Origin of the sequence: Tenacibaculum sp. FZY0031 (assembly GCF_036350695.1) — a bacterium.
GTDB lineage: Bacteria > Bacteroidota > Bacteroidia > Flavobacteriales > Flavobacteriaceae > Polaribacter.
The window spans coordinates 302,603-319,565 of record NZ_JAZDVY010000005.1; the positions used below are offsets into that span (position 1 = coordinate 302,603).

At 32.9% G+C, this 16,963-nt stretch carries 16 protein-coding genes; 12 read left to right on the forward strand and 4 right to left on the reverse strand.

Annotated features, from left to right (window positions below; translation table 11 throughout):
* The first annotated feature begins 7 nt into the window (after positions 1-7).
* The 6 genes from V1T75_RS09240 (at position 8) to V1T75_RS09265 (ending at position 6,986) form a co-directional block, all read left to right on the forward strand.
* Positions 8-418 (forward strand): hypothetical protein, encoded by a 411-nt coding sequence (locus V1T75_RS09240; RefSeq protein WP_330488263.1) that lies wholly within the window; start codon positions 8-10, stop codon positions 416-418.
* Positions 419-493: 75 nt separating this feature from the next.
* Positions 494-1,006 carry a hypothetical protein gene (locus V1T75_RS09245; protein ID WP_330488264.1) on the forward strand — a complete coding sequence of 171 codons (513 nt, stop codon included), beginning with the start codon at positions 494-496 and terminating at the stop codon, positions 1,004-1,006.
* Between the two features lie 35 nt (positions 1,007-1,041).
* Positions 1,042-1,578, forward strand: coding sequence for an HD domain-containing protein (locus tag V1T75_RS09250; protein WP_330488265.1), 537 nt, complete (start codon positions 1,042-1,044; stop codon positions 1,576-1,578).
* A 414-nt stretch (positions 1,579-1,992) separates the two neighbouring features.
* A complete protein-coding gene (locus tag V1T75_RS09255) occupies positions 1,993-4,128 on the forward strand; it encodes an amino acid permease (RefSeq protein ID WP_330488266.1) in 2,136 nt (711 codons plus the stop codon).
* A gap of 106 nt (positions 4,129-4,234) precedes the next feature.
* The gene (locus V1T75_RS09260) at positions 4,235-4,999 is read left to right on the forward strand and encodes a hypothetical protein (protein WP_330488267.1); all 765 of its coding nucleotides are present in this window, start codon (positions 4,235-4,237) and stop codon (positions 4,997-4,999) included.
* Between the two features lie 145 nt (positions 5,000-5,144).
* Positions 5,145-6,986, forward strand: a complete 1,842-nt coding sequence (locus V1T75_RS09265; protein ID WP_330488268.1) for a cystathionine beta-synthase — start codon at positions 5,145-5,147, stop codon at positions 6,984-6,986.
* A 133-nt stretch (positions 6,987-7,119) separates the two neighbouring features.
* On the opposite strand, the gene rlmF is transcribed toward V1T75_RS09265, so the two are convergent.
* Genes rlmF through V1T75_RS09280 form a run of 3 tightly spaced genes read right to left on the reverse strand, consistent with a single transcriptional unit; the run spans position 7,120 to position 10,237 of the window.
* Positions 7,120-7,977 carry a 23S rRNA (adenine(1618)-N(6))-methyltransferase RlmF gene (rlmF, locus tag V1T75_RS09270; RefSeq protein WP_330488269.1) on the reverse strand — a complete coding sequence of 286 codons (858 nt, stop codon included), beginning with the start codon at positions 7,975-7,977 and terminating at the stop codon, positions 7,120-7,122.
* Complete coding sequence (gene bshC, locus V1T75_RS09275; RefSeq protein ID WP_330488270.1) at positions 7,977-9,572, reverse strand: bacillithiol biosynthesis cysteine-adding enzyme BshC; 1,596 nt, start codon at positions 9,570-9,572, stop codon at positions 7,977-7,979. The genes rlmF and bshC overlap by 1 nt, the downstream gene beginning before the upstream one ends.
* Positions 9,572-10,237: a class I SAM-dependent methyltransferase gene (locus tag V1T75_RS09280; RefSeq protein ID WP_330488271.1), complete on the reverse strand. Its 666-nt coding sequence runs from the start codon at positions 10,235-10,237 to the stop codon at positions 9,572-9,574. Before V1T75_RS09280 ends, bshC begins: the two co-directional genes overlap by 1 nt.
* A 121-nt stretch (positions 10,238-10,358) precedes the next feature.
* Between V1T75_RS09280 and V1T75_RS09285 the strand changes: the two genes are divergently transcribed.
* Genes V1T75_RS09285 through V1T75_RS09305 form a run of 5 tightly spaced genes read left to right on the forward strand, consistent with a single transcriptional unit; the run spans position 10,359 to position 15,528 of the window.
* A complete protein-coding gene (locus V1T75_RS09285; protein ID WP_330488272.1) occupies positions 10,359-12,293 on the forward strand; it encodes a BatA domain-containing protein in 1,935 nt (644 codons plus the stop codon).
* Positions 12,290-13,549, forward strand: a complete 1,260-nt coding sequence (locus V1T75_RS09290; protein WP_330488273.1) for a dihydroorotase — start codon at positions 12,290-12,292, stop codon at positions 13,547-13,549. The genes V1T75_RS09285 and V1T75_RS09290 overlap by 4 nt, the downstream gene beginning before the upstream one ends.
* Positions 13,550-13,553: 4 nt before the next feature.
* Positions 13,554-13,880 carry a hypothetical protein gene (locus V1T75_RS09295; RefSeq protein ID WP_330488274.1) on the forward strand — a complete coding sequence of 109 codons (327 nt, stop codon included), beginning with the start codon at positions 13,554-13,556 and terminating at the stop codon, positions 13,878-13,880.
* Between the two features lie 3 nt (positions 13,881-13,883).
* Complete coding sequence (locus tag V1T75_RS09300; protein ID WP_330488275.1) at positions 13,884-14,522, forward strand: alpha/beta hydrolase; 639 nt, start codon at positions 13,884-13,886, stop codon at positions 14,520-14,522.
* A gap of 55 nt (positions 14,523-14,577) precedes the next feature.
* Positions 14,578-15,528 (forward strand): sterol desaturase family protein, encoded by a 951-nt coding sequence (locus V1T75_RS09305; protein ID WP_330488276.1) that lies wholly within the window; start codon positions 14,578-14,580, stop codon positions 15,526-15,528.
* 39 nt (positions 15,529-15,567) lie between these two features.
* Here the strand turns inward: V1T75_RS09305 and bcp are convergent, their stop codons facing one another.
* A complete protein-coding gene (bcp, locus tag V1T75_RS09310; RefSeq protein ID WP_330488277.1) occupies positions 15,568-16,020 on the reverse strand; it encodes a thioredoxin-dependent thiol peroxidase in 453 nt (150 codons plus the stop codon).
* Between the two features lie 110 nt (positions 16,021-16,130).
* On the opposite strand from bcp, the gene V1T75_RS09315 reads away from it, so the two are divergent.
* On the forward strand, positions 16,131-16,787 hold the full coding sequence (locus tag V1T75_RS09315; protein ID WP_330488278.1) for an endonuclease III domain-containing protein: 657 nt from the start codon (positions 16,131-16,133) through the stop codon (positions 16,785-16,787).
* The last annotated feature ends 176 nt before the right edge of the window (positions 16,788-16,963 follow it).

Consider the following 16,963-nt stretch of genomic DNA (forward strand, 5'->3'; position numbering starts at 1 on the left):
AAAACAAATGAAAATAGACACCGATACACTCCCTAAATGCTCACTAGAAGAGAAGAAATTTTCTTGGGGAGAGCCATATTTAGTTGTAACCCCAATATTTGACATGGTAATACCACAAGAATTATCTGATCTTGAATTTTCTGTTGAAATATTTATAAAAAATAACTTCCGAAATCAACTATTAGAGTTTTACAATGTTTTGATTAACTATGAAGAAAACAATCGGATTGAAAATTTCGAGGATACCATACCCAAACAGCTTCGTAAAGAAGTGTTAGCAAAAATCAAAAGCTTTCTTGACTCAGAAAAGAAATTAACCCCTTGGGAGAAATACGATGAATATGGAAAAGAACTAGATTTTTTGTATAAGTTTGAAGAAGAGTTTAACCGAAAAATATTATTTATCAATCCGAAATAGAGCCACTTACTGTAATTATTATAAGTAATTCACTAACTCTCGCCTACTTTTTATCCTTTTGAACAATAATATACTATGCTAAAAAAACTCTTTCCTAAAAAGAAACTATCTGATATTTATTCTAATTACGAAAAAAATTTACGACAAGGGGAAGACTTTTTTGAGGGTATTTCTCTTAACAGAAAAAAATATAAAACTCAAGTTTTAAAACTATTTAGAGAAGCTATTGAAAACAAGGATAATGATAAACTTACTTTTTGTATTACCGTGTGCTTTTATGATGGTACTGATAATGAGTATATAAATGTTTTTGAGGAAATTATTTTAGCTGAATGGCATGAAGAACATGAAAATATTGTTGATATAGTTAGAAGTTTTAAAGATGATAAGTTTACTGAGCCTCTAAAAGAAATTGTTATAAAAGAAGAGATTTACAGAAAATACGATGATGAAAACGAATCAACTTTAAGAAAATGTGTTCATGCATTGAAGGCTATAAACTCCCCTAAAAGCAATCAAATAATTAAGGAGTTAATAGACAGCGGAAATGAAAATGTAAAATATGCCTTAGAAAACTATAAAGATTAAAAAAGTTTTAGCCTCTTAACAGAAAAACACCCCAAATGACACAAGAACTCTATCAAAAAGCAATAAAGTTTGCTGGAGAAAAGCACAAAGATCAAAAAGTTCCTGGAACAAACTCTAACTATTTGCTACATATTGCTAACGTTGCTATGGAAATAATCTTAGCATATAATGCGGCTAACAATTTCGATTTGAATTATGCTGTTCAATTAGCGTTACTCCACGATACATTAGAAGATACTGATACCGACTTTTCGGAGTTATTGGACATGTTTGGAGAAAAAGTTGCTAATGGAGTGCAAGCATTGACTAAAAATAAAAACATAAGCTCTAAAAAAGAGAAAATGACAGACAGCTTGAACCGAATAAACAAACTTGAAAAAGAAGTTGGAATGGTAAAATTAGCAGACAGAATCACAAACCTTCAAGAACCACCAAAACATTGGAAAAAAGATAAAATTCAAAACTATTTATCTGAAGCTATCGTAATTAATGAAACACTAAATAACAAGAATGAATACTTAAATAAAAGGTTAGACAATAAAATTGCTGAATACAAAAAGTATGTTGAATAAACACATTTCACACTACCAACCCTTAGTATAAGTAGCCAATTTCCCACCTACTCAGAAAAATGGCTCCCATATTATTAAACTACATTTCTTAACTAACATTTTTCTACACGGTAGCCAATAAACCATAAAAAACAACTCCCACCACCGTGGGAGAATCATTCCCCTTAGGCAAGGAATATCGCTCCTATTACCATTGGGGTATCACCCTTATTAGGCTTGGAGTCTCGCCCCGACAACAACAACACTTTTTTTCACCCTGTAAAACAATCAGCAAAAGCTAACCTTTTTAGTAAAAACACTCTAAAAGAGCACATTACAAACATTATCTTAACCAAATAGCACCTAAAAAGTGTATTTTTTTTCATATCTTCTCATGGTCTAACTACCTACTAATAAGCCTTAAACACAAAAGCCATGAGGAACAAACTAAAAAAAGACTTAGGATTATTTGATGTTTTTGCCATAAGTACTGGAGCCATGTTTAGCTCTGGTTTCTTTTTACTACCAGGAATCGCCTCACATTACACAGGGCCTTCTGTCTTTTTAGCCTACTTACTTGCCGGTGTATTAATACTACCCACCATGTTTAGTATTGCTGAAATATCAACAGCCTTACCACGATCAGGAGGAGCTTACTTTTTTTTAGACAGAAGCTTAGGACCACTCATGGGAACTATTGGCGGACTGGGTACGTATTTTGCTTTAATGCTCAAAACAGCCTTTGCTATTATTGGTATTGGTGCGTATGCCGCTATATTTTGGGAAGTACCTACCAAAATAGTTGCCATTGTGGCTACTCTCTTTTTTATGGCATTAAACTTAATAGGCGCTAAAAAAACCTCCGCCTTTCAAAAGGTGTTTGTCATATTCCTATTAGTCATTTTAGTTGGTTTTATTGCAGATGGTCTTTTTTCTATATTCACCTCAGATACTATTACCGATGAATCTATTAACAAACAATTTACTCCCTTCTTTTCAAACGGATTTGGAGGGATGTTTACCACTATAGGTTTTGTTTTTGTTTCTTATTTAGGGCTCACTCAAATAGTAAGTGTTGCAGAAGAAATTAAAAACCCTGAAAGAAATATTCCTTTAGGTATGATACTTTCATTAGTAGTTACAGGATTAATTTATGGTTTGGGTGTTTTTATTATGGTAACTCTTATTGAGCCTACCGCCTTTGCTAACGAATTGGCACCAGCTGCTACAGCCGCTGAACAACTTTTTAAATGGCTACCCGATAATGTGGGAGTATTATTAATGTCGGTAGCAGCACTTGCCGCTTTTGCCTCTACAGGGAATGCAGGACTATTATCTGCCTCGCGATATCCGTTTGCTATGGGACGCGATAAACTATTTCCTGCTATTCTGGCTAGAATTGGTAAAAAAGGAAGTCCTGTAGTCGCTATATTTTTAACCACAGCGTTAATTATAGTATTCATTCTAGTACTATCAGAAGAAGGTATTGTAAAGCTTGCCAGTACCTTCCAATTATTGATTTTTATCTTTATTAACTTCTCTGTTATTGTATTTAGAAAAAGTAAAATAGAATCGTACGATCCTGGGTATTTGTCTCCATTATATCCGTTTATGCAAGTTATCGGAATTGTTATTTCATTCATCCTTATTATTTATTTAGGATGGATGCCCATACTTTTTACCTCAGGTATTATTGTTATTGGCTTACTTTGGTATCATTTTTATTCCAAAGGAAAGGTTAAACGTGAAGGAGCAATCTTTCATTGGTTTGCGCTTTTAGGAAGACACCAATACGATGAGTTGGAAAACGAATTAATGACCATTTTAAAAGAAAAAGGACTTCGTGAAGGCGATCCTTTTGATGAAACCGTAATTACATCGAAAATAAAAATAATTAAGGATACCACTAACTTTGATGAAATATTAAATAAGGTATCTGATTACTTTTGCCAAGAGTTAGACCTCAACAAAGAAGGAGTACTCCACAAGTTTTTTCAGTCGATACCCGATGAATCTGTCATCACTTTACCAGGTATTTTGGTTTTTCATGCCAAGTTTAAAAGCGTTTCGCATCCATCCATGAAGATTGTAATTTCGAAAACTCCTATTGAAGGAACACTTCCGTCTGAAGACTATGAGTTTAAAAAGCCCATACAAATCTGTGCTTTTCTAATTAATTCTGATGAAAACCCAAAACAGCAATTACGTATGCTATCGAGACTTCTTGATATTTTAGAACGAGAGCACATCGTAAAAACCTTGCTTAAAATGGATAGTCATAGAGAAATTAAGGAGTTTTTACTACAAAACGAGCGATTTGTAAGCATCAAACTACTCGAAGGAACTCCGCAAGACACCATGATAGGAAAACAGCTAAAAGATATTCAGTTACCAAAAGATGTTTTAGTGGCTTTGGTTGAAAGAAACGATAAAACCTTTACGCCTAACGGTTCTACGGTTTTACTAACAGACGATGTACTTACCATACTTGGAGAAACCAAGTCTATCGCGAAACTGTATAAAGAATATATGAGTTATGAAATAGATAAACTGGATACGGAGAGTTCTTAAAATTTTGGTTTGTTTACTAAGGTTTAAAACGATAATTTCGCTATCGGGCGATATCTATTTATTAAAACGACAGGTACCTTAAACCTTCGGGGATAATTAAAACCACATGAACAAATTCATATTATTTTTTTCGATCTTCTTGGTCGGTTGTTGCAACAAGCCTAAATTACTTCAAAACGGACTTACCAGAAGCGCTTATAAAATAACCGAGTATGCAATTAATGTAGCTAACAAAGACTCAAACAATAAGAATCTTGACACTATTGTCATCACCAATAAAAGATTTAACAAGAGTAATAAAATATTAGCTCAAACACGACACACTCCATCTGATGGGCAAAAAATGGAGACCAATTATATCTACAATCGTTTAGGAAAATTGGAAAAAGAGATTGTTACAATGTCTATTGACAGTTTACCTCTTGAAGTTAATTACATATACAATAACAACCTTTTAGACCAAACAATAAGCCGTTTAGATAATAGAAATGAAAAATTCGAGCAAATTGAGAAATACTATTATAGAAGCAACAATACAAAAGAAAAAACTACAACCTCACTTCTTCTAATTAGTTTAAACACATCGGACACTATTATAAACTCTATTTCAACAAGTTATTTTAACAAAAAAGAATTAATTAAAAGTATTGAAACAAAAGTGTATAATAACCAAAAACTAAACAGTAAAACTGTGTACGAATATGATTGTGAAACTTTAACCGGTTCAAAACATTTTAATCAAAACGATTCGTTAATTTCAACAAGTAAATATGAATATAAATTTGACAGATTTAATAATTGGGTTGAAAAAAAGATTTTCGAAAATAACACAGTAAAGAGTATTGTTAAAAGGGAAATTGAGTACAATTGACAGTACTAAATACTATATAACATTCGTATTATTTTTAAAACTACACAATGTTACACCAATCGACAGTTAAATAAAACTCTCCTCTTCTGACTTTCCAAAAAAATCTAATTAACGTATCTTGCAGTCTTATTAAAAGACACCTATAATGCAAGACAAAAACGTACATACTTATATAAAAAATGTTGTAGAAAATATGCCAGCAGATTGGTTAAACTTAACCACGCACCGTCTGGATATTTATGTAGAAAAGCTAGCGAAAACCCAGTTTTTAGAACAGTTTGAAGATTTGTATAACAACAACGATGCTACTGCTTCATCTTTAAACGAGTTGCCAACTGCATACGATTATATTCGTTTAGGGCATCCGTTATCGTCTGTATTAGAGTGGACGATTGCCAAACTATACAACACTAAAGCAGCAAATGTAATTAGTTTTTCGTCACAAACAGTTCCTGTATTGGCTGTGCTAAGAGCGAATTTGTTTGCTAATAAAAACACGCAAATAGTGTACACCAATGAAATCCCTAGCTTTTTTGATGCAGAGGTAATTAAAAATGTATACGGATATCAGTTTGAATTAAAAAAGGTGGATAGTGTTGAAGCTATTCCTGAGTTTGATGGTAGCACCGTATTGATTGTTGAGCAAGAAGCTATTGGCAACTTTACCATTGTACCAAACGTTGATTTTTATATCAACACACATCCAGAATTGGGAAGCTTATTATTGGTCAACGGTGCACAAAACGATGCTTATATTTCAGACATTCAACATGTAAGAAGGAGAGAAACCATTGCCATGACTCCATCTAATTCGTTAAAAGCATTAAAAAGCCTTATCGATGAACCGTATGAGGTTACAGTAACTGACGTAGCACAAAACAAAGCAAAGGTTGAAAAACTCATCAATGAAATTACCAACACCAGTACAAAAGCGTTAGTAGCTTCAAGTGGACTTTCAATACAATACGCCATTTTAATGGGATTGATTGATGATGCTCTTGAAAACCATCAAGGAAAAGCGATTAAAATTGTTGTACCTCCAAACTGTTATGGTGGTACAAACGACCAAGCGAGACGTGTTGCTGCTTGTTTAAACAATGTAGACATTGTTGATTTACCTGTTGATGGAGACAACGACATGGTAGAGAGTATTGACACTGTGCTAACTAACATTGCAGCACAAGATGCGGTTCCGTATATCATTGCAGAAATTCCGACCAATCCAAGAGTAGAAGTACCTAATCTTACCGATTTAAGAGATGTTTTGAGTAAAAAACGTACGACTCCTACTGGTGAAACAGCGGTTGATCCTGTGTTTATTCTAGATCAAACTTTTTGTCCGAATGTCCACTTTTTAGGAGATACAGACATGTTAGCCAATATTAGAACTATTTCGTTTGCTAGTGGATCAAAATTCCCTAGTGGTGGAAAATGTACTGCTGGATACTGTGTTGGAAATAAAACAACGAATGCTTTAATAGAAAAAATAGAAAAGCACTTACATATTTGCGATAACGAGGCTACACCGCTTCAATATGAAATATTAGCTACACAAATGCCTTCAATGACACAACGCATTAGTGATGCTTATAAGAATACGCGTGAGTTTGTAAACTTTATTCATGAAGTGTTACCTGATGCTAAAATCAATTTTGTTTCAGAAGAACTAGCAGCACAAGGATTTACGCCATCGGTATTTTCATTAGATCTTCCTACCAAAGGAAATACTGCGGAAGAAAAAGAAGTCTATAAAAGAGCTTTAAACTTAAAGCTTATCAACTTAATGATTACTGAAATACCAAATGAAAGCAAGTATTGTGTAAGCTACGGACAGTTAAAAGGTTGTTACTGGACCATTCCTGCAACCTCAACCCAAGGAACTACCAAAGAAGGGGATAAAGATTATATTGCTCGTGTAGCACTTTCTCCTAATATGGATTTAGCGCTTCATAAAAAAGTATTCTTAGACTTTGTAAAAAGTATTTAAGAATAATAAAACGTCATAGCGAAGAAGCTCATTGAGCGAAGTCGAAATGAACGACGTGGCTATCTTACTCCTCGCTATGACTTTTTTAAAAAAATTTCGCCTCAACTAAAAACTAACGACTACCAGCTACCGACTACAAAAACCTCCAGCACACTATACGTGTTACTTTGTTTCCTTGGTGCATAGGAATTACTTTAAACTCTTTAACTCCTAATTTCTTACCTGAGTTCTGTAAGCTTTCTACGTTTTCTTTTTTAGAAACCAAACTCGTAAACCATTCACTTACTTTCGGAAACTTAGAACTCTCATATAAATAGGTATGCAAAAAAGCTTTCTCTCCACCTATATACCACAACTCATTAGAGTTTCCTGCAAAGTTACGTACTGCATTATTCCCTAAGTTTCTCGATTTTCTTCGGTTGGCTCCTCTCGCCTCTTCTGCCGATTTATAAAATGGCGGATTGCACATCGTTACCGTAAAAGCATCATCTGCTTCTATAATTCCTTCTAAAATATGCTCTTCTTTAAACTGTTGTCTTAATTCAACCTTATCCGTAAAACCATTATCATCTATAATATCTTGAGCATAATCTAACGAATCTAAATCGATATCGGTTGCTACAAAATTCCAATCGTATACTGCAATTCCCAACAAAGGATAAATACAGCTTGCCCCTGTACCAATATCTAACACCGTTACGTTTTCCTCACCCGCAACTAAATCAGCTAAATGATGAATATAGTCTACTCTTCCCGGTATGGGTGGACATAAATTTTCATCAGAAAAATTCCAATGTTTAATATTATAATGAGCTGCTAATAAAGCCTTATTAAACTCTTTTACGGCTATTGGATCAGAAAAATCAATAGTCTCTTTCTCAAACTTTTCAATGATAAATTCAGAAAGTTTCGGATACTTTTCTACTAATAGTGTAAAATCGTATCCTTGGTTATGTATGTTTTTAGGATGTAATCCTTTTTTTGTGCTCATTAAAGTGTAATAAGGGTAAACTCTAGTTGTAACGGATGTAAGTTTTCTTTTAGAATTGTAATGAAGTCGGCTCCATACTCTAAATAGAACTCTGAAAAATTACGTTGACGCTCTTCTAAACTTTGATTAGGTAATAATTCGTTTTGCAAAGCTACGATTCTTTCAACCATTTCTTTTTGACGTCGTTTTTCTGCTCGCAACCATCTTTTTTCAAGGTTTTCTAATCCTTTCACCTGCTTTCTTTCTTGTGCATTTACAGCTCCTAAGAAAGAAACATCGGTTTGTTGAGCTAGCTCACGTAAATCATCAAATTGTTGTTGTAAAAACTGTTTTTGCTTGGTAAAATCTACCTTAGTATCGCCGTTAGCTAACACTTTTCTTGCGAGTAAGTCGTCTTGTTTTAAAAATAGTTCTTCTTCTGAAACGTTTAGTTTTTCTAACTTACCTAACTGCTTTTCTGAAAGTATTTGAGCTGAGTTTCTCAATAACAAAATAGGAAACGGAACATTTACTTTATCAAAATATGCCTTTAACTCTAACCAGTAGGCTAACTCTCCTCCTCCACCTATGTAACATAAGTTCGGTAAAATTACCTCTTGGTATAGTGGACGCATAATTACGTTTGGCGAAAAGCATTCTGGCTGACTATGTAAATGGTCTAAGATTTCATCCTTTGTCCAAGAAATATCTGTATTGTTTACTTTGTATATTCCATTTTCAAGAACAATACGTTCGCGAATCCTATCGGTGATATAAAATAAGTTTATCTCACGCGGATTTACTTGTATTTTATATGATTGTTCTAGTGCTGTAATTGTTTTCGATACTTCTTTATAAGAGGTTTCGTGTAACAAATCGTATTCTACATAAGGCGTTAACGCTCTTTTTAACTCTCTTTCGTCAGCATCTAAAATTACCAAACCATACTTTCCAAAAAGTTTGTCGGCTATATATCTGGTTGCACCTGCTAATGTTTTGTGTTGCAAGTATCCTTTTTCAAAAAGTTCTTTAATTTGAATGGCGTTTTTTGAACTTCCTAAATGTTCTGCAAACACTTCAAAAACATCTTGTAACCCTTCGGTTGTAAAACGCCCTACTGGTCCTGTTTGATCAGAATTCCACTGTACTTTTTTTCCTTTAAAATTAAAATAATTGATTTCCTCAAAATCATGGTCTTCAGTTGCCATCCAATATACAGGTACAAAATTCTCATTCGGAAATTGCATTGACAAATGCTCGCACATGTTTATAGTTGATATAATCTTATATAAAAAGTATAACGGTCCCGTAAACAAATTCAACTGATGCCCTGTTGTTATGGTAAACGTATTCTCTTTTAGTAAGCTTTCTATATTATTTTGCGTGTCGAACGACAAATCAATGTCTTTGTATTGTTTTCTCAATACTTCAACCAATCTTTTTCTTTGAGTGCTTGAAATAGGAGTTGCTTTCTTTTCTGCTAGTTGCTTTTCAAAGTTTCGTAAACTCGGATAACGGTTATAAAAAGGTTGCATCTTTTCATCAGCCTTTAAATAATCTTCCATTGTTTTAGAAAAGAATCCTGTGTTTTTATAAGGGATATTGGTTACGTTCATTACTTATTGGCTCTTTGAAATAAGGTATAAACATACGGACGTTCTCCTCCGTACGGATTTACAAATGTGTGATTAAAACTATTGACTAAAACAAAATCGTTTCCTAATTTTTCTTGTAGCATTTCCGTATTGTAACGTTGTAATTGCAGTCCACAACATTTTTCTGCTCCGTCTAAAGCAAAAACAGCAATAATTACGAATCCGTCTACTTTTACAAGCTTCTTTAGCAGGTTAAAATAGGCATTTTGTTCTTCGGTTTTTAAAAAGAAGTGTAGTACCGCCCTATCATTCCATACATCAACTTCATCAAGCTCATGTAACTTGGTTGGAGTTACTAAATCATCAGCGATAAAATTAACTTTTGAGGCATCTTTTCCTAATCGATTTTGTATATCGATTAAAGCTTTTTCAGATAAATCATTTGCTATTAAACCTGAATATCCATCAGCTACTAATGCATCAATTAACATAGATGAACCAACACCAACATTTAAGATTGTAGCGTCTTTAGATACGTTGGATTCTTTTAGTAATTGAATAGTTTCTTTCGAACTTTCTTCGAACCAGCCTAGTTTTTCAGTTGGATTTTTTACATAGGCTGCATTCCAGTGCTTTTTGTAATTAATTTCTTCCGGAATGTTACACTCACTCTCTTTTGTAGTCATAGTCCAAAAATAGGAAAATTTAATCCTTTGTCGAAAACTTACCACACTTCTAACAGATTTTTAACTACATTCTTTTTTAAACCATCTATTTAGGTATTTTTACAGTTAGTAAATTACAATTATGCAGTTTAAACATCCTGAGATTTTATATTTCTTAGCTTTTTTACTCATTCCTATTTTGGTACACCTGTTCCAACTACAGCGATTTGTAAAAGTTCCGTTTACCAATGTAGCTTTTTTACAAAAGTTGGTATTGCAAACACGTAAAAGTTCTCGTATAAAAAAATGGCTGATTTTAGCCACTCGTTTACTGCTGCTCGCTGCTCTTATTTTTGCATTTGCTCAACCATATTTTAGCAACCACAAAGCAAATGAAGAGCAACATTTCTTTATGTATCTTGATAACTCTTTAAGTACTAACGCTATTGGAGAAAAAGGTAATTTACTGCAAATTGCTACCCAAGAAATTATTGAAAACACAACAGAAAACACTAAGTATTCTTTACTTACAAACGATCATTTTTACACAAATAAAACAGCTTCTGAACTAAAAGAAGAGTTGTTAAAAACAACCAATACGGCAAAAAACAGAAACCTTGCTGATGTTTTTCTAAAAATGACTAGTGAGCATAAGTCTGTTACTTCTCCTACCAAAAACATTGTAATTTCTGATTTTCAAAACATAAAAAAAGAGGAAATTGACAACGCTCCTAAAAATACTTCTTTTGTAAAATTGGTTCCTGAACAAAAAAACAACATTTCTATTGATAGTGTTTTTGTAGATGACAATGGTGGCTCTAATTTCAACGTACATATTGTTGTTAAAAATCAAGGAAATGCTAAAAATGATATTCCTATTGCTATATACAATAATGACAAATTGTTGAATAAACAAACCTTTAGTATTGAGGAAAACAAGACTACGGAGGTTACTTTTTCTGTTGTAAAAGCACCTGTGTTTTTAGGTAAAGTAGCTATGAATTTTAACGACACCTACGGGTTTGATAATTCGTTTTATTTTACCATTAATGCTAACGAAAAAATTAATGTATTAGCTATTGGAAAATCGAATGACTTCTTACAACGAATTTATACCAAAGATGAGTTTAACTTTACTTCTTCTACGCTGCAAAATGCCAACTATAATTTGATAGACAAGCAACATCTTATTGTATTAAATGAGTTGGAAAGTATTCCAGCAACCCTTTTGAATAGTTTAGAAAGCTACACTAAAAAAGGTGGAAATCTTGTTATAATTCCAAATAAAGAATCAGTACTTTCTTCTTATAACAACTTTTTCAGGAAGCTAAATACAGGAAAGTTACTTTCTAAAAAAAATGATAGCTTAAAGGTTACTTCAATTAATTATAATCATCATCTTTTAAAAAATGTTTTCGAAAAGAAAGTTGCTAACTTTCAATATCCGTTTGTAAAAACTTCTTTTAATTCTGAATTTAAAAATGCTAGTAACATCGTTTCTTTTGAAAACAAACAAGGGTTTATCAAACAGATTAATCTACCAAATGCTTCCATGTATTGGGTAGCGGCTCCTCTACTAAAAGACAATAGTAATTTTACGAACTCACCTTTAATTGTACCTGTTTTTTATAACATCGGAAAACAGAGCTTACAACTTTCTGAATTGTATTATACCATAGACAAACAAAATACTATTGATATTGATACCCAACTAGGTAAAGATGAAGTTTTAAGTATTGTTAGTAGCAAAAGTTCTTTTATTCCTTTGCAACAAACTTTTCAAAACAAAACACGTATTACCACTAAAGATCAACCTTTGGTTGCTGGTTTTTATCAAATACAACAACAAAATAATGTGCTTAGAAATATTGCTTTCAATTACAATAAAGATGAAAGTACCTTAGATTTTTTAACATTTTCTGAAGCTAATGATATGACCATATCTACTTCAGTTAAAAACACCTTAGAAAATATTAATAATGAAAACAAAATTCGATGGCTTTGGAAATGGTTTTTGGGCTTAGCTATTGTATCTTTGCTTTTAGAAATTTTGATTTTAAAATTCTTTAAACCATGACAACGCTGCTTAAATCGGCAACAATAATAGATGCTTCTAGTCCTTACCACCAACAAACTAAAGATATTTTAATTACCGACGGTATTATTACCAAAATTGACAACAACATTGCTAGTGAAGAAAACTATACTGTTGTAGCGCTTGAGAATCTTCATGTATCTCCGGGTTGGTTTGATACGAGTGTTTCTTTTGGAGAACCTGGTTATGAAGAGCGAGAAACCTTGCAACATGGTGTACAAGTAGCGGCTAAAAGTGGATTTACACATGTAGCTATCAATCCAAACACACACCCTATAGTTGATAATAAATCGGCTATTGAGTTTTTAATTAATAAAGTAAAGGGAGCGGCAACTAGCATTCATCCTATTGGAGCTTTAACACAGCAAAGTAAGGGGATTGAAATGTCTGAAATGTACGACATGCAACAATCGGGTGCTATTGCTTTTGGCGATTATAACAACCCTGTTAGCAATGATAATTTGTTAAAGATAGCTTTGTTGTATGCTCAAAATTTTGACGGATTGGTACTAAGCTTTCCTAAAAACAATTTAATTGCAGGTGAAGGTGTTGCTAACGAAGGAAAAAACAGTACGCTTTTAGGCTTAAAAGGAATTCCTGCGCTTGCAGAAGAAATTCAAATTTCTCGCGATTTATTTCTGCTAGAATATACAGGAGGGAAATTACACATTCCTACTATCTCAACGGCAAAGTCTGTTCAACTTATTAAAGAAGCAAAAGAAAAAGGCTTAGATGTAACCTGTAGTGTTGCAGTACATAATTTAGTGCTGACAGATGATGAATTACACGGCTTTGAAGCTAATAAAAAGGTAAATCCTCCCTTACGTACGGAAGAAGATAAAAAAGCCTTAATACAAGGTGTAAAAGAAGGAGTTATAGACATGATTACTTCAGATCATAATCCGATTGACATTGAACATAAAAAAGTAGAGTTTTCTACTGCAAAAGACGGAACTATTGGTTTAGAAAGTGCTTTTGGAGCCTTGAATACTGTATTAGATTTAGAAACTATTACTAACTGTTTATCTAACAATCCTAGAAAACGTTTTAATATCGAATCGACCTCCATAAAAGAAGATGAAAAAGCTAGTTTGTCTATTTTTAACCCTGATGGAGCATATACTTTCTCAGAGCAAAACATTGTTTCTACCTCAAAAAACAGTATCTTTCTAGGGAAAAATCTAGAAGGAAAAGTTTATGGTATTTACAATAATAGTCAACTAATTTTAAACTCATAGAATCATGGAAAACTTAACAGTAAACGAAGGAAAAACCGAAGCAATCATTAGTCATTTTACAGTTATAGGTCTTATTATCGGTTTTATTCTAAACATGAACAAAAGAAACGATTTTGCTAGTTTTTACATTAGACAAATGCTTGGTTTAAATGTTCTTCAACTTTTAAACGGATGGGTTGTTTATAGATATTTAGGTAGTAATGCTGGTTGGATTGTTGGAGTACTACTATTTGTGCTTTGGTTAATTAGCCTTTTAGCTGTTTTAAAGGGAGAAAAGAAGCTTGTACCAGTTGTTGGTGAGCAATTTCAAAACCTATTTAAAGGAATTTAACACATGAGTTTACAATATATTGTAAGAGAACCTAAAACCTCGAATGCTAACCCTCCATTATTAATTTTATTACACGGATATGGTAGCAACGAACAAGATTTATTTTCATTTGCTGAAGAATTACCAGACGATTTATTAATTGTAAGTGCTAGAGCTCCTCATGATATGGGGTATGGTGGTTATGCTTGGTATGCTATAAATTTTGACTCAGTTAACGGTAAGTTTTCTGATTTAACACAAGCAGCAGAATCGGTTGATAAAATTGCTTCTTTTATAGATGAAATCAAAGAAAAGTACAATACCAATCCTGATAAAACATTTTTATTAGGATTTAGTCAAGGAGCTATTTTAAGTTATGCGTTAAGTTTTAAATACCCGAACAAGGCAAAACACGTAGTAGCCTTAAGTGGTTATATTAACGAAGAATTATTGCCTGCTGAAATAGACAACTCTATTACAACAGATTATTATATCTCTCACGGAACCGTAGATCAAGTTCTTCCTATAGATTGGGCACGTAAAGCCCCTATTTTATTGAAGGGCTTTGAGTTGAATTATGATTATTCTGAATATCCTGTTGGACACGGTGTTGCTCCTCAAAACTTTTATAGTTTTAAAAGCTGGATAGAGGAAAGACTCTAAACTTTAACAATTAAATTAGAGTAAAATTAAATATTTTTGCAACTAAAAAAATAGCATGAGCAACATATTTAATCAAGACATACTTTACTACTGGAGTGCTCCTTTTTTCATTTCAGTAATTTTACTCGAAATGTTCTTTAGCTATCGAGCTAAAGCTAAAAACTATGAGTTTAAAGATACTGCCACTAACGTATACTTTGCCTTAATTAACTTTGGCTTAGATTTACTAATGAAGGTTACTTCATTTGCTATTATGGGCTTTTGTTATCAATACAGAATTATTGATTGGGAAGGTAATATGTCGTGGGCGTATTGGTTATTAGCCTTTATTGGTCAAGATTTTTTGTATTATATTCACCATTATGTAGATCATCATTCAAGATTTTTCTGGGCTGTACACGTAACACATCACAACTCTGAATTTTATAATATTTCTACTGGTTTTAGATCTCCAGTTTTACAACCTTTATTTAGGTATATGTTCTTTTTACCCTTAGCTTTTCTAGGTGTTATGCCGTTGCATATTATGTTTGCATACGCCATGAACCAGAACTACGGAACCTTATGCCATACCAATTTTATTAAAAGTAAATTAGGATGGTGGGGATATATTTTTGTTACTCCTTCACACCATAGAGTTCACCATGCTTCGAATACTAAATATTTAGATAAAAATATGGGAATGGTGTTGATTATTTGGGATCGTATTTTTGGAACTTTTCAAGCTGAAGAAGATGAAATGCAATATGAAAAGTTACGTTATGGTTTAACCAAACCTTTAGAAGACAAAGGTCCTATTAATATTATTTTCCATGAGTGGAAAGAAATTTTTAAAGACTTTTTTACACGAAAAAAGAATTTGCCATTAACAACACGATTAAAATATGTGTTTATGCCCCCGGGATGGAGTCATGATGGTAGCTCTAAAACGAGTAAGGAATTACAGGAAGAACTTAAAACAGCCTCTTTAAAAGAGCTGAAATTACAAAAAATAAAAGTCGAGTAAACACTCGACTTTTTTCTTTTATTAGCTATTCTAATACTATTACTTTAATATCTGATTTGCGTGTTCTTTGGTTTTTACTTTCGTAATTACATCTTCTATCACTCCATTCTCATCAATTACAAAAGTAGTACGGTGAATTCCGTCATACTCTCTACCCATAAACTTTTTAGGTCCCCAAACACCAAAAGCATTGATTACATCTTTACTTTCATCTGCTAATAAAGGAAAAGGTAATTCATTTTTATTAATAAAGTTTTGCTGGCGTTTTGCAGAATCGGCACTCACCCCTAAAACGTCGTAGCCTTTTGCTAAAAATGTTTTGTAATTATCACGTAAATCACAAGCTTCAGCTGTACAACCAGGTGTGCTAGCTTTTGGGTAAAAGAACAATACTAGTTTTTTTCCTGCATAATCAGAAAGCTTTACTACATTTCCTTTTTCGTCTACTGATTCAAAACTTGGTGCCTTATCTCCTATTGTTAGTGTTGTCATATTATTATGTTTCATAAGTTATTAGGTCAAAGTTACAAAGTTGATTTTGATTATCCATAAAACATACAAAGCTTCTTTGTACCTTTGATTTTTTCAAATTTTATAAAGCAATGACGAAAGCAGAAAAAGTTCAGTTTGTTATAGATACTTTAGAAGAATTGTATCCTGAAACTCCCATCCCTTTAGACCACAAAGATCCTTATACTTTGTTGATTGCTGTATTGATGTCTGCACAAAGCACTGATGCCCGAGTAAATACCATTACACCTTTATTATTTGAAAAAGCTGACAATCCGTACGATATGGTAAAACTTACCGTAGAGGAAATAAGAGAAATTATCAAACCCGTAGGCTTGTCTCCTATGAAATCGAAAGGAATTTATGGTTTATCAAAAATCTTAATTGAAAAACACAATGGTGAAGTTCCTGTTGATATGGACGCCTTAGAAGAGCTTCCTGCTGTTGGACATAAAACAGCTAGTGTGGTGATGTCTCAAGCTTTTAATATCCCTGCATTTCCAGTAGACACCCATATTCATAGATTGCTATATCGTTGGAATTTATCTAACGGAAAAAATGTGGCTCAAACTGAAAAAGATGCAAAACGTTTATTTCCTAAAGAATTATGGAACAAACTGCACTTACAGATTATTTATTACGGACGTGAGTACTCTCCTGCTCGAGGTTGGAAGTTAGAAAATGATATTATTACTAAAACTGTTGGAAGAAAATCGGTAATAGACGATTATAATAAAAAGAAAGCATAAAAAAAGCCCCAACCTTGTTGAAGCTTTTTCCACTCTTAATTCAAATTCAATTCAATGAGATAGTTTGATTTTGTTTTAACTACTGTTAGCGATTTAGAAAAATTAATCAAATATTGAATTGTTTCTTGTTTAGGTTGCATTTTAAAGTCAGGAGACTTCTTAGAGTAAATTTGCAT

Coding starts and splice junctions, on each gene's coding strand:
- V1T75_RS09250 (WP_330488265.1), top strand. CDS start 1,042: ATGACACAAGAACTCTATCAAAAAGCAATAAAGTTTGCTGGAGAAAAG.
- V1T75_RS09315 (WP_330488278.1), top strand. CDS start 16,131: ATGACGAAAGCAGAAAAAGTTCAGTTTGTTATAGATACTTTAGAAGAA.
- bcp (WP_330488277.1), bottom strand. CDS start 16,020: ATGACAACACTAACAATAGGAGATAAGGCACCAAGTTTTGAATCAGTA.
- V1T75_RS09295 (WP_330488274.1), top strand. CDS start 13,554: ATGGAAAACTTAACAGTAAACGAAGGAAAAACCGAAGCAATCATTAGT.
- V1T75_RS09240 (WP_330488263.1), top strand. CDS start 8: ATGAAAATAGACACCGATACACTCCCTAAATGCTCACTAGAAGAGAAG.
- V1T75_RS09280 (WP_330488271.1), bottom strand. CDS start 10,237: ATGACTACAAAAGAGAGTGAGTGTAACATTCCGGAAGAAATTAATTAC.
- V1T75_RS09285 (WP_330488272.1), top strand. CDS start 10,359: ATGCAGTTTAAACATCCTGAGATTTTATATTTCTTAGCTTTTTTACTC.
- V1T75_RS09245 (WP_330488264.1), top strand. CDS start 494: ATGCTAAAAAAACTCTTTCCTAAAAAGAAACTATCTGATATTTATTCT.
- V1T75_RS09300 (WP_330488275.1), top strand. CDS start 13,884: ATGAGTTTACAATATATTGTAAGAGAACCTAAAACCTCGAATGCTAAC.
- bshC (WP_330488270.1), bottom strand. CDS start 9,572: ATGAACGTAACCAATATCCCTTATAAAAACACAGGATTCTTTTCTAAA.
- rlmF (WP_330488269.1), bottom strand. CDS start 7,977: ATGAGCACAAAAAAAGGATTACATCCTAAAAACATACATAACCAAGGA.
- V1T75_RS09290 (WP_330488273.1), top strand. CDS start 12,290: ATGACAACGCTGCTTAAATCGGCAACAATAATAGATGCTTCTAGTCCT.
- V1T75_RS09255 (WP_330488266.1), top strand. CDS start 1,993: ATGAGGAACAAACTAAAAAAAGACTTAGGATTATTTGATGTTTTTGCC.
- V1T75_RS09305 (WP_330488276.1), top strand. CDS start 14,578: ATGAGCAACATATTTAATCAAGACATACTTTACTACTGGAGTGCTCCT.
- V1T75_RS09260 (WP_330488267.1), top strand. CDS start 4,235: ATGAACAAATTCATATTATTTTTTTCGATCTTCTTGGTCGGTTGTTGC.
- V1T75_RS09265 (WP_330488268.1), top strand. CDS start 5,145: ATGCAAGACAAAAACGTACATACTTATATAAAAAATGTTGTAGAAAAT.